At 61.7% G+C, this 19078-nt stretch carries 22 protein-coding genes; 10 read left to right on the forward strand and 12 right to left on the reverse strand.

Features of this window, described 5'->3' with window-relative positions; all coding sequences use genetic code 11:
- The first annotated feature begins 68 nt into the window (after positions 1-68).
- On the forward strand, positions 69-836 hold the full coding sequence (locus B348_RS0101520; protein ID WP_017734402.1) for a class III extradiol ring-cleavage dioxygenase: 768 nt from the start codon (positions 69-71) through the stop codon (positions 834-836).
- A gap of 200 nt (positions 837-1036) precedes the next feature.
- On the opposite strand, the gene B348_RS0101525 is transcribed toward B348_RS0101520, so the two are convergent.
- Complete coding sequence (locus tag B348_RS0101525; RefSeq protein WP_017734403.1) at positions 1037-2710, reverse strand: DEAD/DEAH box helicase; 1674 nt, start codon at positions 2708-2710, stop codon at positions 1037-1039.
- 423 nt (positions 2711-3133) lie between these two features.
- Here B348_RS0101525 and B348_RS0101530 point away from each other — a divergent pair, with 423 nt between their 5' ends.
- Positions 3134-3925 (forward strand): crotonase/enoyl-CoA hydratase family protein, encoded by a 792-nt coding sequence (locus tag B348_RS0101530; RefSeq protein WP_017734404.1) that lies wholly within the window; start codon positions 3134-3136, stop codon positions 3923-3925.
- 118 nt (positions 3926-4043) lie between these two features.
- On the opposite strand, the gene B348_RS0101535 is transcribed toward B348_RS0101530, so the two are convergent.
- A complete protein-coding gene (locus tag B348_RS0101535; protein WP_017734405.1) occupies positions 4044-4799 on the reverse strand; it encodes a spermidine synthase in 756 nt (251 codons plus the stop codon).
- A gap of 124 nt (positions 4800-4923) precedes the next feature.
- Here B348_RS0101535 and B348_RS0101540 point away from each other — a divergent pair, with 124 nt between their 5' ends.
- Positions 4924-6270, forward strand: a complete 1347-nt coding sequence (locus B348_RS0101540; RefSeq protein WP_017734406.1) for a class II 3-deoxy-7-phosphoheptulonate synthase — start codon at positions 4924-4926, stop codon at positions 6268-6270.
- A gap of 103 nt (positions 6271-6373) precedes the next feature.
- Here the strand turns inward: B348_RS0101540 and B348_RS0101545 are convergent, their stop codons facing one another.
- Together B348_RS0101545 and B348_RS0101550 are read right to left on the reverse strand one after the other, a co-directional pair.
- Positions 6374-7603 carry a winged helix-turn-helix domain-containing protein gene (locus B348_RS0101545; RefSeq protein WP_017734407.1) on the reverse strand — a complete coding sequence of 410 codons (1230 nt, stop codon included), beginning with the start codon at positions 7601-7603 and terminating at the stop codon, positions 6374-6376.
- Positions 7604-7648: 45 nt separating this feature from the next.
- Positions 7649-7843, reverse strand: a complete 195-nt coding sequence (locus B348_RS0101550) for a DUF1127 domain-containing protein (RefSeq protein ID WP_017734408.1) — start codon at positions 7841-7843, stop codon at positions 7649-7651.
- Between the two features lie 70 nt (positions 7844-7913).
- On the opposite strand from B348_RS0101550, the gene B348_RS0101555 reads away from it, so the two are divergent.
- A complete protein-coding gene (locus tag B348_RS0101555; RefSeq protein ID WP_017734409.1) occupies positions 7914-8795 on the forward strand; it encodes a LysR family transcriptional regulator in 882 nt (293 codons plus the stop codon).
- On the opposite strand, the gene B348_RS0101560 is transcribed toward B348_RS0101555, so the two are convergent.
- Positions 8785-9534 carry a sulfite exporter TauE/SafE family protein gene (locus B348_RS0101560; protein WP_026136476.1) on the reverse strand — a complete coding sequence of 250 codons (750 nt, stop codon included), beginning with the start codon at positions 9532-9534 and terminating at the stop codon, positions 8785-8787. The two genes, B348_RS0101555 and B348_RS0101560, sit on opposite strands and share 11 nt — an antisense overlap.
- 107 nt (positions 9535-9641) lie before the next feature.
- Here B348_RS0101560 and B348_RS0101565 point away from each other — a divergent pair, with 107 nt between their 5' ends.
- The 3 genes from B348_RS0101565 to B348_RS0101575 all read left to right on the forward strand — a co-directional run bounded on the left by B348_RS0101565 (position 9642) and on the right by B348_RS0101575 (position 11819).
- Positions 9642-10592, forward strand: a complete 951-nt coding sequence (locus tag B348_RS0101565; RefSeq protein WP_017734411.1) for a LysR family transcriptional regulator — start codon at positions 9642-9644, stop codon at positions 10590-10592.
- A 78-nt stretch (positions 10593-10670) separates the two neighbouring features.
- Positions 10671-11123: a MarR family winged helix-turn-helix transcriptional regulator gene (locus tag B348_RS0101570; protein WP_017734412.1), complete on the forward strand. Its 453-nt coding sequence runs from the start codon at positions 10671-10673 to the stop codon at positions 11121-11123.
- 276 nt (positions 11124-11399) lie between these two features.
- On the forward strand, positions 11400-11819 hold the full coding sequence (locus B348_RS0101575; RefSeq protein ID WP_017734413.1) for an organic hydroperoxide resistance protein: 420 nt from the start codon (positions 11400-11402) through the stop codon (positions 11817-11819).
- 64 nt (positions 11820-11883) lie between these two features.
- Here the strand turns inward: B348_RS0101575 and B348_RS0101580 are convergent, their stop codons facing one another.
- Both B348_RS0101580 and earP read right to left on the reverse strand, forming a co-directional pair.
- Complete coding sequence (locus tag B348_RS0101580; RefSeq protein WP_017734414.1) at positions 11884-12456, reverse strand: elongation factor P; 573 nt, start codon at positions 12454-12456, stop codon at positions 11884-11886.
- Between the two features lie 49 nt (positions 12457-12505).
- Positions 12506-13639, reverse strand: coding sequence for an elongation factor P maturation arginine rhamnosyltransferase EarP (earP, locus tag B348_RS0101585; RefSeq protein ID WP_017734415.1), 1134 nt, complete (start codon positions 13637-13639; stop codon positions 12506-12508).
- Positions 13640-13771: 132 nt separating this feature from the next.
- Here earP and B348_RS0101590 point away from each other — a divergent pair, with 132 nt between their 5' ends.
- Both B348_RS0101590 and B348_RS0101595 read left to right on the forward strand, forming a co-directional pair.
- Positions 13772-14140 carry a hypothetical protein gene (locus B348_RS0101590; RefSeq protein WP_017734416.1) on the forward strand — a complete coding sequence of 123 codons (369 nt, stop codon included), beginning with the start codon at positions 13772-13774 and terminating at the stop codon, positions 14138-14140.
- 5 nt (positions 14141-14145) lie between these two features.
- Entirely contained in the window at positions 14146-14628 is a 483-nt protein-coding gene (locus tag B348_RS0101595) for a GreA/GreB family elongation factor (protein WP_026136477.1), read from the forward strand.
- A gap of 5 nt (positions 14629-14633) precedes the next feature.
- Here B348_RS0101595 and cysB read toward each other — a convergent pair whose 3' ends face one another.
- The 5 genes from cysB to B348_RS0101620 form a co-directional block, all read right to left on the reverse strand.
- Positions 14634-15608 carry an HTH-type transcriptional regulator CysB gene (gene cysB, locus B348_RS0101600; protein ID WP_017734418.1) on the reverse strand — a complete coding sequence of 325 codons (975 nt, stop codon included), beginning with the start codon at positions 15606-15608 and terminating at the stop codon, positions 14634-14636.
- Positions 15609-15711: 103 nt separating this feature from the next.
- A complete protein-coding gene (locus B348_RS0101605; protein WP_017734419.1) occupies positions 15712-16212 on the reverse strand; it encodes a universal stress protein in 501 nt (166 codons plus the stop codon).
- A 70-nt stretch (positions 16213-16282) separates the two neighbouring features.
- Positions 16283-17200 carry a 5'-nucleotidase gene (locus tag B348_RS0101610; RefSeq protein WP_017734420.1) on the reverse strand — a complete coding sequence of 306 codons (918 nt, stop codon included), beginning with the start codon at positions 17198-17200 and terminating at the stop codon, positions 16283-16285.
- Positions 17201-17215: 15 nt separating this feature from the next.
- Positions 17216-18169 carry a putative 2-dehydropantoate 2-reductase gene (locus B348_RS0101615; RefSeq protein ID WP_017734421.1) on the reverse strand — a complete coding sequence of 318 codons (954 nt, stop codon included), beginning with the start codon at positions 18167-18169 and terminating at the stop codon, positions 17216-17218.
- On the reverse strand, positions 18166-18552 hold the full coding sequence (locus B348_RS0101620; RefSeq protein ID WP_017734422.1) for a hypothetical protein: 387 nt from the start codon (positions 18550-18552) through the stop codon (positions 18166-18168). The genes B348_RS0101615 and B348_RS0101620 overlap by 4 nt, the downstream gene beginning before the upstream one ends.
- Between B348_RS0101620 and B348_RS0101625 the strand changes: the two genes are divergently transcribed.
- Positions 18551-18985 (forward strand): PilZ domain-containing protein, encoded by a 435-nt coding sequence (locus tag B348_RS0101625; protein WP_017734423.1) that lies wholly within the window; start codon positions 18551-18553, stop codon positions 18983-18985. The two genes, B348_RS0101620 and B348_RS0101625, sit on opposite strands and share 2 nt — an antisense overlap.
- Positions 18986-19078: the final 93 nt, after the last annotated feature.

A 19078-nucleotide genomic window follows, 5' to 3' on the forward strand; every position in this document is an offset into this window, starting at 1 on the left:
ACTTATATTAGATTTAGATCAATGATCTGATTGAAGATGGGCCCATATTAACGCTCAGGACCCTTCTTATGCTCCCTAGCCTGTTTATCTCCCATGGTTCGCCCATGCTCGCCCTGCAACCCGGCGCCAGTGGCCCGGCCTTGCAACGTCTGGCCGCGCAACTGCCACGTCCAAAGGCGATCGTGGTGGTTTCGGCGCACTGGGAAAGCCAAGAACTGCTGATCAGCGGCAGCGCCGCACCGGAAACCTGGCACGACTTCGGTGGCTTCCCACGTGAATTGTTTGCCGTGCAATACCCGGCACCGGGCAACCCACAGCTGGCCGGCGAGATTGTCGAGTTGCTGCACGCCGACGGCCTGGACGCGCGCATCGATGAGCGTCGGCCCTTCGACCATGGTACCTGGGTGCCACTGTCGCTGATGTACCCGGCGGCGGATATCCCGGTGGTGCAGGTTTCCCTGCCCAGCCGCATGGGCCCTGCCCTGCAGACGCGGGTCGGGCATGCGCTTGCCAGCCTGCGCGGGCAAGGCGTGCTGCTCATCGGTTCGGGCAGCATCACCCACAACCTCGGCGAGCTTGACTGGCACGCCGGGCCGGAGAGCATCGAGCCATGGGCACGTGATTTCCGTGATTGGGTGGTGGACAAGCTGGCGGCCAATGATGAAAGCGCGCTGCATGATTATCGGCGCCAAGCACCGCATGCCGTGCGCAGCCATCCCAGCGACGAGCACCTGTTGCCGCTGTACTTTGCGCGTGGTGCCGGTGGGGATTTCAGCATCGCGCACCAAGGCTTCACCATGGGCGCCTTGGGGATGGACATCTATCGATTCGGCTGAAGGAAAACGTGCGCCTCTCTGTGGGAGCTGACTTGCCTGCGATGGCGGTGTAACAGTGACCAATGTGCTGACTGAACCACCGCTATCGCAGGCAAGCCAGCTCCCACACTGATTGGGGCTGACCCTAGATTGAGCAGGCAAAAAAAATCCCCGAACCAGTCGGGGATTTTTTATGTGCGATCAATCAGCCCAGGGGCGGATCAATCTTCGCGGTAGCGACGCAGCTTCAGCTGCTTACCGGCAACGCGTGTGTCTTTCAGCTTGGCCAGCAGTTTTTCCAGACCGTCTTCCGGCAGCTCCACCAGGGAGAAGCTGTCACGAACCTGGATGCGACCGATGGCTTCACGTGCCAGGCCACCCTCGTTGAGGATAGCGCCCAGCAGGTTCTTGGCAGCAATACCATCACGCGCGCCCAGCGCGGTACGGCAACGAGCGCGGCCTTCAGCCAAAGGAACCGGAGCACGACGCTCACGATCACCACGGTCTGGACGGTCGCCAGTACGCTCTGGACGATCACCGCGTGGCGCGTTGTTCGGAACCAGTGGGCGTTCTTTCTCGATCGCAGCCAGGGTCAGGGCTTGACCGTTGGTTGCTTTGCGCAGCAGGGCGGCAGCCAGGGCACGTGGGGTGCAACCGATATCGGCGGTCAGGCGGTCCAGCAGGTCGCCGTGGGTCGATTCAGCGTCAGCCACCAGTGGCGACAGGCTGTTGGTCAGTTTCTTGATGCGCGCATCCAGAACTGCTTGAGCATCCGGCAGGCGGACTTCAGCAACTTTCTGACCGGTTACACGCTCGATCACTTGCAGCATGCGGCGCTCACGTGGAGTCACCAGCAGCAGTGCACGACCTTCGCGACCGGCACGGCCGGTACGGCCGATACGGTGAACGTAGGACTCTGGATCGTATGGCATGTCAACGTTGAACACGTGGGTGATACGTGGAACGTCGAGGCCACGAGCGGCAACGTCGGTCGCTACAACGATGTCCAGACGGCCATCCTTGAGGGAGTCGATCACGCGCTCACGTTGGTTCTGGGCGATGTCACCGTTCAGCGCAGCGGCTTTGTAGCCTTTGGCTTCCAGGGCACTGGCCAGGTCCAGGGTCGCTTGCTTGGTGCGCACGAACATGATCAGGGCGTCGAAGTCTTCGACTTCCAGCAGGCTCAATACAGCCGAGGTCTTCTGGTCAGCGTGAACCAACAGGTGAGCCTGTTCGATCGCGGTAACGGTCTGAGTCTTGGTCTGGATCTTGACGTGCTCTGGGTCACGCAGGTGACGTTCGGCAATGGCACGGATCGACTGTGGCAGGGTCGCCGAGAACAGTACCGTCTGACGGGTCGGTGGCAGTGCCTTGAAGATGACTTCCAGGTCATCCATGAAGCCCAGCTTCAACATTTCGTCAGCTTCGTCGAGAACCAGGTGGTTCACGGTCGACAGCACTTTCTCGTCACGACGCAGGTGGTCGCACAGACGGCCCGGCGTGGCGACAACGATCTGTGCGCCATTACGGATTGCTTTCAGTTGTGGGCCCATAGGCGCGCCGCCGTAAACGGCCACAACGGTTACACCTGGCATTTGCTTGGCGTAGGTTTCGAAAGCGGTTGCTACTTGCAGCGCCAACTCACGGGTTGGCGCCAGGATCAGGGCTTGCGGCTCGCGCTTGGCAGGATCGATGCAGTGCAGGATAGGCAGGGCGAACGCGGCGGTTTTACCGGTACCGGTTTGCGCCTGGCCAATCATGTCTTTGCCGGCCATGATGATCGGGATCGATTGCTGCTGAATCGCCGAAGGTTCTTCGTAGCCAGTCGCGATGACGGCAGCAAGAATGTTCGGGTTAAGATTAAAAGCGGCGAAGCCGCCGGTTTCCTGGGTCATGGGTCTGCCTCTAAGTGCATCCGCAAAGACCCATGCTCCAAAGCTGCGCATGCCGTGTTGAGACTCAAGAGTCGCCCTGGCTGCTTTGTCGGCGGGGATTTGCGAAAACGAATGAAAGAAAAAAGATTCGTCAAGGAAGAGTCCGCTGTGCGGACGTGCAGCCGAAGCTGACTTCGGGGAATTGCGCTACCTAAACGCGGCCCGGTTAAAGGCCGGCGCGCACTATACCGGAAATACCTGAAAAAGGGAGCTTTTTTTATCGCAAAGCGCCGATAAACCGCGCTGCGTCACAGTCTTTGCAGATAACGGCCACAGGGTCTATTTTTCAAAGGCCCGGCCCTGCTGGTCATAACGCTTAAACGGTTCACCCAACCCTTCCGACCCTTTGGTCTGAAACCTCCCCCGCGCCCGAGGGCACACCCGATGAATCAAGCCAGCAGCAGTCGCGTCAGCCGTGAATTACAGGGCCATGTCTTGCTGCTGGGCCTGGACCGGGTGGCCAAGCGCAACGCTTTCGACCTAGATTTGCTCAACGAACTGAGCCTGGCGTATGGCGAATTTGATCGAAATGATGAAGCCCGTGTGGCCGTGGTATTTGCCCACGGCGAGCACTTCACCGCCGGGCTCGACCTGGCGAATGTCAGCGGCGTGATGGCCGGTGGCTGGCAACCGCCGTTGGGCGGCTGCGATCCGTGGGGCGTGTTCGCCGGCCCCAGGGTCAGCAAACCGGTGATCGTGGCGGCCCAGGGCTACTGCCTGACCATCGGGATCGAGTTGATGTTGGCAGCCGATATCAACCTGTGCGCGAGCAACACGCGCTTTGCGCAGATGGAAGTGCAGCGTGGGATCTTTCCGTTTGGCGGCGCGACGTTGCGCTTTCATCAGATCGCCGGCTGGGGCAACGCGATGCGCTGGCTGCTCACCGGTGACGAGTTCGATGCCCATGAGGCGCTGCGCCTGGGGTTGGTGCAGGAGGTGATGGCCAGTGAAGACCTGCTGCCCCGCGCCATCGCGCTGGCCAACCGCATTGCGCGGCAGGCGCCGTTGGGGGTGCAGGCGACGTTGATGTCGGCGCGCTTGGCACGGATGGAAGGCGAAACCGTGGCGGCCGCCGCATTACAGCCGATGGTGGATAAACTGCTGAATAGCGAGGATGCCAAGGAAGGGGTGCTGGCGATGGTGGAGAAGCGGCCTGGGGTGTTCAAGGGAATTTGAGTGGACTGTGAGGGCCCCTTCGCGGGCAAGCCCGCTCCCACATTTGGACTGCATTCCCCTGTTGAAATGCATTCCCCTGTGGGAGCGGGCTTGCCCGCGAAGGGGCCAGTTCAGGCAATCAAGTAGCCGGCCGGATAGCCTTGATCAACGCCTGCAACGAATACCCCAAGCGCGGCGCCAAGGCCTCGGCACGCGCCGTCAACGCTTGCATATCCAGCTCCTGATCCAACTCCGAAGGCACCAGCAAAATCACATTGCCCTCCTTCACCGGCAGTTCCCAGTAATGCCGGTGATACAACCCGCGCAGCAACGCCGCACCCAACGGCTTGCCGTCGTCGGTAGCCCACTGGTTGATCACCAGCCAGCCGCCGGGATTGAGTTTCTTCTGGCAGTTCTCCAGGAAGCTCCAGGCCAAGTGCCCGACGCCAGGACCGACATCCGTATACAGATCGACAAAGATCAGATCGGCCGGCTCAGCGGTCTCCAGCAATTGCAGGGCGTCGCCGATGCGGACGTACAGACGCGGATCATCGTCCAGCCCCAGGTACTCAATGGCCAGGCGCGGCACATCCGGGCGCAGCTCGATGGCCTCGACATCTTCCAGTGGCAGGAACTTCAGGCACGCCTGGGTCAGCGTGCCGGCGCCGAGCCCAAGGAACAGCGCGCTCTCCGGCTGCTCATGGCACAACGCACCGATCAGCATCGCGCGGGTGTAGTCGTACTCCAGCCAGCTCGGGTCGGCAGTGAACACACAGCTTTGCTCGATGGCATCGCCAAACTCGAGAAAACGGTAATCGGCCACTTCGAGCACACGAATCATGCCGAAGTCATCATGGACTTCGGCCAACAGGCGCTCGACACGCTCCTCGGTCATCATTACTCCTAAAGGGTTTACCGCACGGCAAAGGCGCGATTGTCGGCCAACCGGCGGCAACAGGTCACGCACTAATTGCTGATAACATTGGCGCCCGACCGTCAATCAGCCAATCGAGTTCAAGATGAGCCAACCCTGGAGCCCCGACAGCTGGCGCGCCCTGCCGATCCAGCAACAACCCCAGTACCCGGACGCTGCACACTTGCTGCAAGTGGAGCAGAGCCTGGCCAGCTACCCACCGCTGGTGTTTGCCGGGGAAGCCCGCGAGTTGCGCCGTCAGTTTGCCGAAGTGACCCAGGGTCGCGCGTTCCTGTTGCAAGGCGGTGACTGCGCCGAGAGCTTTGTGGAGTTCTCCGCTGCGAAAATCCGCGACACCTTCAAGGTGCTGCTGCAAATGGCCATCGTGATGACCTTCGCCGCCGGCTGCCCGGTGGTGAAAGTCGGGCGCATGGCCGGCCAGTTCGCCAAGCCGCGTTCGGCCAACGATGAAACCATCGACGGCATCACCCTGCCCGCCTACCGTGGCGACATCGTCAACGGCATCGGCTTCGATGAAAAAAGCCGCGTGCCGGACCCGGATCGCCTGTTGCAGTCCTACCACCAGTCCACCGCCACCCTCAACTTGCTGCGAGCCTTCGCCCAGGGCGGTTTCGCCGACCTGCACCAGGTGCACAAGTGGAACCTGGACTTCATCGCCAACTCCGCCCTGGCCGAGAAGTACAGCCAACTGGCCGACCGTATCGATGAAACCCTGGCCTTTATGCGCGCCTGTGGCATGGACAGCTCGCCGCAACTGCGCGAAACCAGCTTCTTCACCGCCCACGAAGCGCTGCTGCTGAACTACGAGCAAGCCTTCGTGCGCCGCGACAGCCTGACCAACGACTACTACGATTGCTCGGCGCACATGCTGTGGATCGGCGACCGCACCCGCCAGCTGGACGGCGCCCACGTCGAATTCCTGCGCGGCGTGAACAACCCGATCGGCGTCAAGGTCGGCCCAAGCATGAACCCCGACGACCTGATCCGTCTGATCGACATTCTCAACCCAAGCAACGACCCCGGCCGCCTCAACCTGATCGCGCGCATGGGCGCTGGCAAGGTCAGCGACCACCTGCCCAACCTCATCCGCGCTGTACAGCGCGAGGGCAAGCAGGTGCTCTGGAGTTCCGACCCGATGCACGGCAACACCATCAAGGCCAGCAGCGGCTACAAGACCCGCGACTTTGCGCAGATCCTCGGCGAAGTGAAGGAGTTCTTCCAGGTGCACCAGGCGGAAGGCAGTTATGCCGGCGGGATTCATATCGAGATGACCGGGCAGAATGTCACCGAGTGCATCGGCGGTGCGCGGCCGATTACCGAAGATGGATTGTCGGACCGTTATCACACCCACTGTGATCCACGGATGAATGCGGACCAGTCGCTGGAGTTGGCGTTTTTGATTGCCGAGACCTTGAAGCAGGTCAAGCGCTGAGATTCAGGCTGCCTGCACTGACGCCATCGCGGGCAAGCCCGCTCCCACATTTTGATTTGTGAACACGATCAATGGTGGGAGCGGGCTTGCCCGCGATGAGGCCCTAGAGGCCGACACCCATACCGATCATTGCCACCCTCAACCGCACCGCACTCGCCCGCTGACAATTCAACTGCACCCGCGCCAACCCCAACCAATCCGCCATCTGCCGCAAATTCAGCGCCAACGCCACCATCCCCTCCTCATCCAGCCCCGGCTCTTCCTCATGCACCGCATGCACCGCCAGGCAGCCATTCGCGCGCTCGGCCCGCAGATCAACCCGCGCGGCGATCCGCTCATTGTGCAAAAACGGCAGCACGTAGTAGCCGTATACCCGCTTCTCCTGCGGGGTGTAGATCTCCAGCCGATAACGGAAATCGAACAGCCGCTCGGTGCGACTGCGCTCCCAGACCAGCGAATCGAACGGTGACAGCAATGCACTGGCCGACACTTTGCGCGGCACTTTTGTCTCTGGCAGGCAGTACGCCGCCTGCTTCCAGCCTTGCACCTGGCACGCCAGCAGTTGCCCATCTTCCACCAGCTCCGCGAGGCGAGTGCGGCTGTCGGCGGGGTCCAGGCGAAAGTAATCGCGCAGGTCCTTTTCCGTAGCCACCCCCAAGGCGGTGGCACTGTGCAGCAACAAGGCACGCAGCGCTGCGGCTTCGCCTACGCGGGCTTGCAAGACTTCGCCCGGGATCACCCGCTCCGGCAGGTCATAGAGGCGTTCAAACCCGCGCCGACCCGCCACGGTGACCAGCCCTGCGGCGAACAGCCATTCCAGCGCGTGCTTTTCCTCACTCCAGTCCCACCATGGCCCGGCGCGCTCCTCACGGGTGGACAAGCTGCCCGCCCCCACCGCGCCCTGTTCTTCGACGGTGTTCAGCACGCGCTGGATGATCGCTTGCTGCTCACGCCCGAAGCGCGCCATCTGCGCGTAAATCCCCTGCCCTTGCCGTGCCCGCTCCATGCGCCAGCGCATCAACGGGTACAGCGCCATCGGCAGCAACGAGGCCTCATGCCCCCAGTATTCAAACAGCGAGCGCCGCCGCCCCTGGCTCCAGGCGGCCTGTTCCAGGATCTGCGGAGCGTAGTTGCCCAAGCGGGAAAACAGCGGCAGGTAGTGCGAGCGCACCACCGCGTTGACCGAATCGATCTGTAACACACCCAGGCGTTCGATCACCCGATTGAGGTGCGCGGCCTTGATCTGTGCAGGCGCCTGGCGACCGGAAAAACCCTGTGCCGCCAGCGCCATGCGGCGAGCTTGCTTAAGTGAGAAGGACAGGTCGGCGGGCATGGGACTCTCCGTGTGGGCGCGCCAACCACCCTACTGCATCCGCGCTCATTTTCGCAGCGGATCTTGCCAGGCATGCAGACGGCGCTCACGCTCCACATCCGCACGGCGCAGCCCGATATCCTTCAGCGCGTCATCGCTCAAACCTGCCAACACCTGGCGCTCCTGCCAGCGAGCCAGTGCATTCAGCACGCCGCTAAACGGCCGCTTCGCCAGCACGACAAAACCTTTTTGACCTTTCATCTTTTCGCCCTCCCTTGGGGATGGCACAAGTGTGTGGTCCGGCTTACGATCAATCCAACGAATGTTTCTTATGCAATACATCTCAGAGATTGATCAATTGTCAGGCTACCCCAGCATCGACACCGAAGTACTGCGCACCTTCGTCGCCATCGCCGACCAGGGCGGCTTTACCCGCGCCGGCGAACAGGTCAACCGCACCCAATCGGCGGTGAGCATGCAGATGAAGCGGCTGGAGGAGGACGTGTTGCAGCGCAAGCTGTTCGAACGCGATGGCCGCCAGGTGCGCCTGACCCCCGAGGGGCAAGTGTTGCTGGGCTATGCGCGGCGCATCCTGAAACTGCACAGCGAGGTGTTCAACACCCTGCGCGAGCCGCATATGGTCGGGCTGGTGCGCATCGGCACGCCGGACGACTACGTGATGCGCTTCCTGCCGGGGATTCTCAAGCAGTTTTCCAAGGCCTACCCGCTGATCCAGATCGAGCTGCACTGCGAGTCGTCAACGGTGCTGATGCAACGCCGCGACCTGGCCTTGACGGTTATCAGTCGCGAACCCACCAAGGAAGTCGGCGAGTTGCTGCGCACCGAACGCATGGTGTGGGCGGCGGCGCCGTGTTTCTGCGTGGATGAACATGCGGCCTTGCCGCTGGCGATTTCCGGCCCCGACTGCCTCTACACCCAGTGGGCCTGCTCGGCACTGGATGCCATCGGCCGCGACTATCGCCTGGCCTATCACAGCTCCAATGTCGCGGCGATCCAGGCGGTGGTCAACGCCGGCCTGGCGGTGATGGTCAGCATGGAAAGCCTGGTGACCGAAGACCTGCGCGTGCTGGGGAGCGACCAGGGTTTCCCGGCACTGCCGTCGATGAACCTGCACTTGCTGCGCAACCCGCTGATGGCCTCGCCCATCACCGCATGCCTGGCCGACTACATCATCGAAGGTTTCAGACTTTGAAGGTCAGCATCACCGCACACGCGATCAGGAAGCCGCAGAACAGCCCGCGCAGCACCCGCTCCGGCAAGGCATGGGCGACTTTCACCCCCCAGCTGATGCTGAGCAAACCGCCGACCGCCAAGGGCACGCCGATCACCCAATCGACTTCGTGGTGCCAGGCGTAGGTCACCAGGGTCACGCCGGTGCTGGGCAATGCCAGGGCCAGGGACAGGCCTTGGGCGACGACTTGGGTGGTGCCGAACAGGCTGGTCAGTACGGGCGTCGCCACCACCGCGCCACCGACGCCAAACAACCCGCCCATGGAACCGGAGGCTGCGCCCAGCACCCCAAGCCATGGCCAGGAGTAGCGCATCTCGGCCGTCGGCGGCGCATTACGTGTGAACATGCGCAACAGGTTGTAGGCCGACAGCGCCACCAAGAAGGCGATAAAACCGATACGCATCGCGCCCGCATCCAGGCCCACCGCCCAGATCGAGCCCAGCCACGCAAAGCAGAACCCCATGCTGCCCAACGGCAGGGCATGGCGCAGTTGAATACGGTTGCGCTGGTGGTAGCGCCACAGCGCGAGCATCACGTTCGGCACCACCATCACTAGGGCAGTGCCTTGAGCGATCTGCTGGTCCAGGCCGAAAAACACCCCCAGCACCGGGATGGCAATCAGCCCGCCGCCGATGCCGAACAAGCCGCCCACCGTGCCCAAGGCCACGCCCAATACCAGGTACAACGCTAAATCCAACACAGCTGCCCACTCCACGATCCCAAGGCCTGCATGCTACGCAGTCCGCTCTAGCACGGAAACGCACAGCAACGCACAATGGCTGTGCCGATCTCGCATAAGCGCCTGCCATGAACCCGAATACCTTGACCGACCAATTGAGCCTGTTTCTCGATGTACTGGAAACCGGCAGCTTTTCCGCCGCCGCGCGCCGTCATCCCCTGACGCCCTCGGCGGTGGCGCGGCGTATCGACAGCCTGGAAAATTCCGTAGGCAGTCGCCTGTTCCAGCGCAGCACCCACGCCGTGGTGCCGACCCCGGCGGGCCTGGCGTTTGCCGAGCGGGCGCGGCGGATTGTCAGCGAGTTGCAGCTGGCGCGGGCCGAAGCGGTGTCCCTCAGCCATGCGCCGGAGGGCTTGATCCGGGTGGATGCGCCAGCCGCGTTTGGCCGCCGGCACCTGGCGCCGGTGATCGCCGACTTCCTCAATGTGTATCCGGGGCTGGACGTGCACCTGCACCTGATCGACAGCTTTGTGGATATGCAGGGCGCGCACCTGGGCAAGGTTGACCTGGTGCTGCGGGCCGGGCATATCGTCGACACACGGCTGATTGCCACGCCGCTGGCCAGTATCGTGCGCATCGCCTGCGCCAGCCCGGCCTACTTGAAAAGCCGCGGTACACCGCGCCATCCCCGCGACCTGAATGAACATGATGGCCTGGATTGGGATGGCCTGGCGCCGATGTTCGCCTGGCGTTTCGAGCTGGACGGGCGCCGCGCCACTTATCGCCCGCAGCGCATCCGCATGAGCGCCAACAATGCCGAGGCCCTGCTCTCCGGCGCCTTGGCCGGCTTGGGCATCGCCCATTTGCCGACGTGGCTGGCCAGCGAATACCTGGTGCGCGGCGAACTGGTGCCGCTGTTTTGCGAAGACGGCCTGCCAAGCCCGGAGACCACCGGCATCTACGCCCTGCGCCTGGAACAACAGCCCAACGCCCGCAGCCGGTTGTTGCTGGAATACCTGAAAACCCGTTTCAGCCCGGTACCGCCCTGGGATCTGGCCTTGCAGAGCGGTTTGGTCTGACTGCCCGGACAGAATTATCTGGCGCCTTAAACATTTGCCCGCTAGATTCCAGCCCATAGATGCTTTGCGAGGTACCCCATGAGCAAAAATCCCGCCCCGTGCGAATCCCTGATGCTGGACAACCAGCTGTGCTTCGCCCTGCACTCCACGTCGCTGCTGATGACCAAGGTCTACAAGCCGCTGCTGCAAGCCCTTGGCCTGACCTATCCGCAATACCTGGCCATGATGGTCCTGTGGGAAGAAGACGGCTTGACCGTCGGCGAAATCAGCAGCCGCCTGCTGACGGACCCGGGCTCACTCACCCCGCTGCTCAAGCGCCTGGAAGCTGAAGGCCTGCTGAGCCGCACGCGCAGCCGTGAGGATGAGCGGGTGGTGGTGGTGGAACTGACCGCCGCCGGGCGCGCCCTGCAGGAGAAAGCCATGGGCATTCCGCAGTGCATCCTGGGTGCCAGCGGCCTGGAGCTGGAACAGCTGCGCAAGCTGCAAGCTGATTTGATTGCGTTGCGCAGCAACCTGCAAGCCAGCGTCTGACACAGTAGACCTACCACAGAAACCTGAAGTGTGGGAGCAATCAATGTGGGAGCGGGCTTGCCCGCGATAGCGGTAGATCAGTCAAAAACCTATCGACTGACACACCGCTATCGCAGGCAAGCCAGCTCCCACATTTGATTTTGTGGTGTGGCAAAAAGATCGCGAGGGAAATAATTTGCAAATTTATCTTGCGCGCAAAACATTAGCGCTATACATTCGCCTCACCAACTACTTAGCGCGCAAACATTTAGCGCTACACACCCAGAGGACGACACCATGCAAACTCTCTACACCGCAGTAGCTACCGCCACCGGCGGCCGTGATGGTCGTGCGGTTTCCAGCGACAACATCCTCGACGTCAAACTCTCCACCCCCAAGGAATTGGGCGGTGCCGGTGGCCAGGCCACCAACCCTGAGCAACTGTTCGCCGCCGGCTACTCGGCCTGCTTTATTGGCGCGCTGAAATTCGTCGCCAGCCAGACCAAACGCAAGATCCCGGATGACGCTTCGATCACTGCCCACGTCGGCATCGGTCAAATCCCCGGTGGTTTTGGCTTGGACATCGACCTGCACATCAGCCTGCCGGGCCTGGATCAGGACGATGCGCAAAGCCTGGTCGACGCGGCCCACCAGGTGTGCCCGTACTCCAACGCCACGCGCGGCAATGTGGATGTGCGCCTGCACGTCACGGTCTGATAAACAGACGCCCATAAAAAACCCGACGCTAAGTCGGGTTTTTTTCGTAGCGGCGGGGCCAGAATTACTTCTTGGCGCGACCTTTGTACGAACCACCTTCACGGGTGTCGATCTCGATCATGTCGCCGATTTCGATGAAATCTGCAACAGCCAGCTCGGTACCGTTTTTCAGTTTGGCAGGCTTCATCACCTTGCCCGAAGTGTCGCCGCGAGCGGAACCTTCGGTGTAGTCAACCTGACGCACGATGGTGGTCGGCAGCTCTACGGAAACCAGACGGTCTTCGAAGAAGATAGCTTCGCAGATGTCTTCCATGCCTTCTTCAACGAACGGCAGAACGGCTTCGATGTCTTCAGCGTTCAGCTCGTACATGGTGTAGTCAGTGGTGTCCATGAACGTGTAGGTGTCGCCGCTGATGAAGGACAGGGTCGCTTCTTTGCGGTCGAGGATCACGTCGTCCAGTTTGTCGTCGGCGCTGTAGACGATCTCGGTCTTGTAACCGGTCAGCAGGTTCTTCAGCTTGGTCTTCATGATTGCGCTGTTACGACCAGACTTGGTGAACTCAGCTTTCTGAACCAGCCAAGGGTCGTTTTCGAGACGGATCACTGTACCGGGTTTCAGTTCTTTACCAGTTTTCATTGCATATATCCGAAATTTGGATGGGATTTACAAAATTCAAGGTGGCGTATCATATCCAACTTTCATAAAACTGTACCAGCGCCGTCGCAAGATCGGCCTGCAAGGCCTGTTCCAGACACCAGGATTCGGCGTGCTGGTTGATCTCCGGCCAGTGCTCCATGAGCATTTTCCACGGTTGCGCCATATCGCCCTGCGTGTTCCAGGCTTGCCACAGCGTGATCAGGGCCGCCCGCGCCGCCGGTGACAAGGCGGCGGTGTACAGCGCCAGGAACGCGTCGAGCTTGTCGAGGTGAATGTCTTCGTCCTGCCGGTAGATGTGCCACAACAGCGGCCGGCCGGCCCATTGCGCCCGCACGAAGGAGTCTTCGCCGCGCACCGCATTGAACTCACAGCACCACAGCAGGCGGTCATATTGGTCCTGGCGCACAAACGGCAGCACCTGCACCGTCAGGGCACCGCGCTGATGCACGTCGCCCACCGCAAGCCCCTCGACACCCAGCCAACGCTGCACATCACCGAGGATGCGCCCTTCCGGCACCAATAGATGGGTGGTACGCCCGTCCGTCGATAACACGTCCAGCCAAGCAGCGAGCCCGGCGTTTTCGTAGGCAAACAGCGAGATCAGCCGCGCAGACGTCGCCGGAAATACGCCCAGGGTTTGCAAGAATTTTTGCTGCGCGGCGGCATCCTGCTGAAACGCCCGACGCTGCTCAAGCAGCCCGGCCTCGCGCAACAGCCCGCCTGTACCCGCACGGAAACCGGGAAAGAAGAAGTACTTCTGCACGCCCTTGAACTTCACCGAGGGCAAGCGGTGACAGCCCACGACCCAATCCTCGGCGCTCAGGTAATCCAGGTTCATCCACAACGGCGGGCGTTCGCGCGCGGCCATGGCGTCCATATAGTCAGGCGGCAGCTGGCAAGCGAATGCGGCAATCACCACATCCGCCGCTGCCGCGCCCTGCCACTCGGCCGGCCAGTGGCACACGTCGACGCCGGCCTGCGATTGCTGGCCCAGTTGTACGTCGATCTCCGGGCACATGCGCTCGAACGCGCGCAGGTCATCAACCCACAGGCGCACGTCACAGCCATGCTCTGCCACCAATTGCCGGGCCAGGCGCCAGGTCACGCCGATGTCGCCGTAGTTGTCGACGACGCTGCAAAAAATATCCCAGCGGGCTTTCATTCCGGGCTCCAACACTTAAAGGCTCGATTGTCCGTATAAATGCGCCGATGCAGAAGACTTGATCGCGATTATTCTGCACGGTGGCTGTGCGACAATCGCCGCCACGCCGCAAATGCCTGCCAGGAGGCCGCCATGTCTGATCGTCCGTTGTCGTTGTTCAAACTCAGTGCCGCCATCGCGTTTGGCGTATGGCTGGGGTTTGTCGCCATTGCGCTGACCGCCTGGCTGGCGTCGCGTTATCTATTCCCGCAAAGCCTGGCGCCAGTGGCGCAGGCGGTGCAGCAACTGGGCACGCCGGTGGAGGTGACACCGGAACCGCCGAACCGCCTGTTCGAGCAGTATCAACAGAACCTGCACAAGCAGGAACAGCAACAAACCCTGGACCAGGCCCGCAACAATGCGCGCAACCTGTCCAACCCCAAATGCCAGTTCTGGCTGCAACAGGACCAGAACGCCCCCAACGAAAAGACCCGGGCCAATGTCCTGCAATTCTGCGATTGATGACCATGAATAAACACGCCGTCCACCTGTTGATCCTGGAAAAGCTCAGCGTCGATCTCGACATCGCCCAACGCGCTGCGCAAACCGCCTACGAAACCGCGACCCACGAAGAGAATATCGCCGAGAACAAGTACGACACCCTCGGGCTGGAAGCGTCCTACCTCGCGGCCGGGCAAGCCAAGCGCGTCGAAGAGATCAAGCAGGCGCTGACGCTGTGCCAGAACCTGCCACTGCGGGCCTACGATGATCAACGGGGTATAGAAATTGGCGCGCTACTGGGCCTGGAAGACGAGAACGGTCGCCAGCAGTGGCTGTTCCTCGCGCCGGACGGCGCAGGCTTGAAGGTGGATGTGGTGGGGCAACCGGTGACCGTCATCACCCCGCGCTCGCCCCTGGGCAAAAGCCTGCTGGGCAAGTTCGAAGGTGATGAGGTGGAGATTCTGGTGGCAGGCGCCCGGCAACACTTTACGGTTACCGAGGCCAAGTAAGCCACTCAGTGGACGGGCAGTTCAACGCCTTCAAACAGCTCTTCCAGTTCCTGCTTGTTGTGGCACTGGATCGCCTTGGCCATGACTTCGCGGGTCAGGTGCGGGGCGAACTTCTCGATGAAGTCGCACATGAAACCCCGCAGGAAAGTGCCGCGACGGAAGCCGATCTTGGTCACGCTGGATTCGAACAGCTCGCTGGCGTCGAGCACCACCAGGTCTTTATCGAGGTTGGTGTCCACCGCCATCTTGGCGACGATACCCACGCCCAGGCCCAGGCGCACGTAAGTCTTGATCACGTCGGCGTCGGCGGCGGTGAACACCACTTTCGGCGTGAGGCCGCGGTGGCTGAAGGCTTCGTCGAGCTTGGACCGGCCGGTGAAACCGAACACGTACGTCACGATCGGGTATTCGGCCAGGGCTTCCAGGGTCAGCTTCGGCAGCTTGGCCAGCGGGTGACCTTGTGGCACCACCACGCAACGGTTCCAGCGGTAGCACGGCATCATCACCAGGTCACCGAACAGCTCCAGGGCTTCGGTGGCAATGGCGAAATCGACGGTGCCATCAGCGGCCATCTCGGCGATCTGCATCGGCGAACCCTGGTGCATGTGCAGGGCCACGTCCGGGTATTGCTTGATGAAGTCGCGGATCACCGGCGGCAGTGCATAACGTGCCTGGGTGTGGGTGGTGGCGATGGACAGCGTGCCCTTTTTCTCGTTGGAGAATTCCTGGGCGATCTGCTTGATGCTTTCGACTTTACGCAGGATCTCGCCAGCGGTGGTGATGATGCGCTCACCGGCCGGGGTCACACGGGTGAGGTGCTTGCCGCTGCGGGCGAACACTTCGACGCCCAGTTCGTCTTCGAGCAGGCGGATCTGCTTGCTGATACCAGGTTGCGAGGTGTAAAGGCTTTGAGCCGTAGCGGAAACGTTGAGGTCGTGGTGCGCCACTTCCCAGATGTAGCGCAGTTGTTGAAGCTTCATATGTATCCCTCAAAGCAGATAGACGCCACGGGTATCAGCGACGGTATATAACTATATTAAAGGTTAGACGGATAAATCTAGAACTTTTTATCGTTTTCTACCATCACGCGTCGTCACTGCGTCGACGCTGTAGCGAGGGCACCAGGTAAACCGGCACCGCAGACAGTTGCAGCACCCGTGCAGCGGTGCGTCCCAGCGGTGTGGCCGCCGCCGTTGCATGGCTATGACTGCCGACGATCACCAGATCGACCGACAGCCTACGCAACTGGTCGAGTATCACCTCGCACGGATCGCCCTGGATTACCCGCACCGAACGGATCAGCTTGAGGTCTTGCTCGCCCTCCCCCAACTCTTCGCGAAAACTGTCCAGTACCCGTTGTTCGATGGTCGCCATGACCGTGGTCAGCCCCTGGCTCTGCCATTCACTCAGGGCCTTCTCATCAAGGTAGCTTTGCAACACCGATTCGGCGAACAACCCGATGGGTTCGACCACATGAATCACATACAGGTCCGCCTTGAACGTTCGCGCCAGCGCCAGTGCATGCTGCATCACATAAGGCGCGTACAGACCCAGGTCCGTGGCGTACAACATCGAACGAATCATAGAACCTCCTGGACTGCCAGGATGGCGGAGATTGAATGAGCTTAGCAGCGCATCAACGACTGCGACTGGCTTAGCTCTCGGACTGAACCCTTACCTCATTGCTGATGCCATGGGGCACATGCCCGGTGGCCACCACCTCCCTGGCTTTCTCGCAATGACCGGCCTGGTCATCGAAAAACACATCGGCGGCAAACGCTTCCAGGAACGCGGATTTCTCCAGGCCACCCAGGAACAGCGACTCATCCAGGCGGATATCCCACTCACGCAACGTGCGAATCACCCGCTCGTGGGACGGCGCCGAACGGGCGGTGACCAACGCGGTGCGGATCGGGCACGCCTCCTGCGGGAACTCGCGCTGCAACAAATTCAGTGCCGCCAAAAAGCCCTTGAAGGGACCGCCGTGCAAGGGCTGGCGCGCCGACTCCCGCTCGCTGGCCTGGAACGCCTCCAGCCCGCCGGCCTGGTACACGCGCTCCGACTCATCGGAAAACAGTACCGCATCACCGTCGAACGCGATGCGCAGTTCGTCGCTACACGCACGGTTCGGGCCGCCGGACAAAATCGTCGCCGCGGCAAAGCCGGCATCGAGGGCGCTGCGCACATCTTCAGCATGGGTTGAAAGAAACAGATGGCAACCGAAGGCCGCCAAATAAGGATAGGGACTACGCCCGCCAACGAACGCGGCGCGGGAAATATCCAAGCCGTAGTGCTGGATCGAATTGAACACGCGCAAGCCGGTGTCGGCACTGTTGCGCGACACCAGCACCACTTCGACGCGGGCACGCCCGAGGCTGGCGTTGAGGCTCAGGAGCTTCTTGACCAGCGCAAACGCATCGCCGGTCGCGAGGACTTCCTCCTCGTGCTCGATCTGGTATTTGCGGTAGGCCTCCACACCCTGGGCCAGGTAGACCTTGTGGCTGTCGCTCAGGTCGAACAGCGCGCGCGAGGAAATCGCCAGCACCAGTTTGTCGCCCAATCCCTTTGCCATCGTATGCCTCCCGAATCAGCGGTTATGCCGATCAATAAAACTCAACGCCTGATACAGCGCCTGCATCCGCGGCAGCTCGCAACCGGCAGCCTTGGCAGCGGCTAATGGCCGCGCGTAGATGGCGGCCAGTTCCAGCGGGCGCTTGTGGACATGGTCGTGGTACATGCTCGGCAGGTAATCGTCCATGGTTTCGGTCATGGCAAACATCTGCTCGGCGTAGCTGGCAGGGATCTCATGGCCACAGGCGTGGGCGCCCGCCACGACTTCGGCCATCAGCGCCTGGATCAGTTCGCGGCTGGACTCATCGGCCATCATCGCCGTCGTCCCCGTGCCCAACAACACGGAAAGGCCGTTGTACGGCACGTTCCACACCAGCTTGTGCCAGCGCGCCTGATGCACATTGGCCATGGCCTGGGACTCGATGCCCGCCTGGTGGAACAACGCCGCGCCGGCTTCGACAATCGCCTGCTGCTGCGCTTCGTCATTGGCCGCCGTGCCGCTGTGATAACCCAGGTTGACCCGGCCCAGGGCCTGATGCTCGACTACGCCAGGCCCGGAGCGGTGCACGCCGATGTAGCACAAGCCGCCAAGCAGATGCAGCGAGGCCGGCAGGTGTTCGCGCAGGCTGTCCTCGACATCCAGGCCGTTTTGCAGGAGCACCACCTTGGCGTCCGGCGCCGCGACCTGGGCGATGGTCGGGGCCAGGTCCACATTGCCGGTGGACTTGGTACCCACCAGCAACCAATCACACGGCGGCATATCGGCAGCATTGGCATAGGCCTGCACCGGGTGCAGATGCATAGGGCCATGCACGCTGCTATTGATACGCAGGCCATGCTTGCTGACCGCCGCATACTCGCTGCGCAGCAGGAAGTGTACGTCGAAGCCGGCACGCGCCAGCATCACGCCGTAGAAACCACCGATGGCGCCGGTGCCGATGATGCCAATGCGTGGCGATGGTGCGGTCATGGCAGATCCTCTGGAAGGCGAGTAAGGGCTTGATTAATGCTGTCGGCAAGGTCAGCTGCTGTAAGGCGCGTCTGCAATTGCCCAAGAAACTGACCCTCGCACACCAGGAACAACGCCGGCAAATGAAAGATCTGGTAGCGTTCAACCGCGCCACCGTTGTGGCCGGCGTCCACCCAGCACACGCGGTCCACCGGCAGTGACCAAGCGGGTAACTGCTGGCGTGCCCAACGGCAACTGGAACAGCCTACGCTGGTGAAGACCAGCAGAGAAAGGCCTGGCAATCCCAGCAATTGCTGGTCAATATCCAGGTCGGTCAATTCCAGTTCCTTCACTATACTGCTGCTGCCGCCGTCAACAGGACGGTGCTCGGAGTCCGTGTACATGGGTCGTTTTTTACCTCACCCTGATGATGTCGCTGTCGAGTTAACACAACGTCCCTCCCCCGCCATTCCCCGTCAACGCCTGCTCACGATCGGCCTGGGCGGCATCGCCTGCCAGTGGCCGCGCGCCTGGCGCCAGGGTACGGCGGTTGACCTGCACATTCCCTCCCTGGGGCCCAGCGCGCGTTATCCGGGCTACGTGGCATGGTGCCGCAAGGTCGCGGACGGCTATCGCATCGGCATCGCGTTTACCGATGAGCATGCCCTGTTCGGTGCGCGGATGGGTGAGCAAGCATGCCGGATAGAGCGCTATTGCCGCCAGCACGAAGACGCCGAACCGACGCCCGAACAATTCGAAGCCCTGGCGCGCGAGTGGGTGTCGCGCCATGCCGTCGAGTTCTCCCATGAGGCCTTTGCGGCGCCAGCACTGGATTAAAGCGGGCTTTGCCCATTGTCGCGGGCCCGTGTTACGCGCTAAGGTTCCTCCCCCCTGCATTCAAATCATGCTGTGCTCCGCCGCACGGGGATG

Source organism: Pseudomonas sp. CBZ-4, assembly GCF_000346755.1.
GTDB lineage: Bacteria > Pseudomonadota > Gammaproteobacteria > Pseudomonadales > Pseudomonadaceae > Aquipseudomonas.

What these genes read in the sequence shown, in the direction of transcription:
- B348_RS0101520 (WP_017734402.1), top strand. Translation starts at nt 69, where the DNA reads ATGCTCCCTAGCCTGTTTATCTCCCATGGTTCGCCCATGCTCGCCCTG.
- B348_RS0101525 (WP_017734403.1), bottom strand. Translation starts at nt 2,710, where the DNA reads ATGACCCAGGAAACCGGCGGCTTCGCCGCTTTTAATCTTAACCCGAAC.
- B348_RS0101530 (WP_017734404.1), top strand. Translation starts at nt 3,134, where the DNA reads ATGAATCAAGCCAGCAGCAGTCGCGTCAGCCGTGAATTACAGGGCCAT.
- B348_RS0101535 (WP_017734405.1), bottom strand. Translation starts at nt 4,799, where the DNA reads ATGACCGAGGAGCGTGTCGAGCGCCTGTTGGCCGAAGTCCATGATGAC.
- B348_RS0101540 (WP_017734406.1), top strand. Translation starts at nt 4,924, where the DNA reads ATGAGCCAACCCTGGAGCCCCGACAGCTGGCGCGCCCTGCCGATCCAG.
- B348_RS0101545 (WP_017734407.1), bottom strand. Translation starts at nt 7,603, where the DNA reads ATGCCCGCCGACCTGTCCTTCTCACTTAAGCAAGCTCGCCGCATGGCG.
- B348_RS0101550 (WP_017734408.1), bottom strand. Translation starts at nt 7,843, where the DNA reads ATGAAAGGTCAAAAAGGTTTTGTCGTGCTGGCGAAGCGGCCGTTTAGC.
- B348_RS0101555 (WP_017734409.1), top strand. Translation starts at nt 7,914, where the DNA reads ATGCAATACATCTCAGAGATTGATCAATTGTCAGGCTACCCCAGCATC.
- B348_RS0101565 (WP_017734411.1), top strand. Translation starts at nt 9,642, where the DNA reads ATGAACCCGAATACCTTGACCGACCAATTGAGCCTGTTTCTCGATGTA.
- B348_RS0101570 (WP_017734412.1), top strand. Translation starts at nt 10,671, where the DNA reads ATGAGCAAAAATCCCGCCCCGTGCGAATCCCTGATGCTGGACAACCAG.
- B348_RS0101575 (WP_017734413.1), top strand. Translation starts at nt 11,400, where the DNA reads ATGCAAACTCTCTACACCGCAGTAGCTACCGCCACCGGCGGCCGTGAT.
- B348_RS0101580 (WP_017734414.1), bottom strand. Translation starts at nt 12,456, where the DNA reads ATGAAAACTGGTAAAGAACTGAAACCCGGTACAGTGATCCGTCTCGAA.
- earP (WP_017734415.1), bottom strand. Translation starts at nt 13,639, where the DNA reads ATGAAAGCCCGCTGGGATATTTTTTGCAGCGTCGTCGACAACTACGGC.
- B348_RS0101590 (WP_017734416.1), top strand. Translation starts at nt 13,772, where the DNA reads ATGTCTGATCGTCCGTTGTCGTTGTTCAAACTCAGTGCCGCCATCGCG.
- B348_RS0101595 (WP_026136477.1), top strand. Translation starts at nt 14,146, where the DNA reads ATGAATAAACACGCCGTCCACCTGTTGATCCTGGAAAAGCTCAGCGTC.
- cysB (WP_017734418.1), bottom strand. Translation starts at nt 15,608, where the DNA reads ATGAAGCTTCAACAACTGCGCTACATCTGGGAAGTGGCGCACCACGAC.
- B348_RS0101605 (WP_017734419.1), bottom strand. Translation starts at nt 16,212, where the DNA reads ATGATTCGTTCGATGTTGTACGCCACGGACCTGGGTCTGTACGCGCCT.
- B348_RS0101610 (WP_017734420.1), bottom strand. Translation starts at nt 17,200, where the DNA reads ATGGCAAAGGGATTGGGCGACAAACTGGTGCTGGCGATTTCCTCGCGC.
- B348_RS0101615 (WP_017734421.1), bottom strand. Translation starts at nt 18,169, where the DNA reads ATGACCGCACCATCGCCACGCATTGGCATCATCGGCACCGGCGCCATC.
- B348_RS0101625 (WP_017734423.1), top strand. Translation starts at nt 18,551, where the DNA reads ATGGGTCGTTTTTTACCTCACCCTGATGATGTCGCTGTCGAGTTAACA.
- B348_RS0101620 (WP_017734422.1), bottom strand. Translation starts at nt 18,552, where the DNA reads ATGTACACGGACTCCGAGCACCGTCCTGTTGACGGCGGCAGCAGCAGT.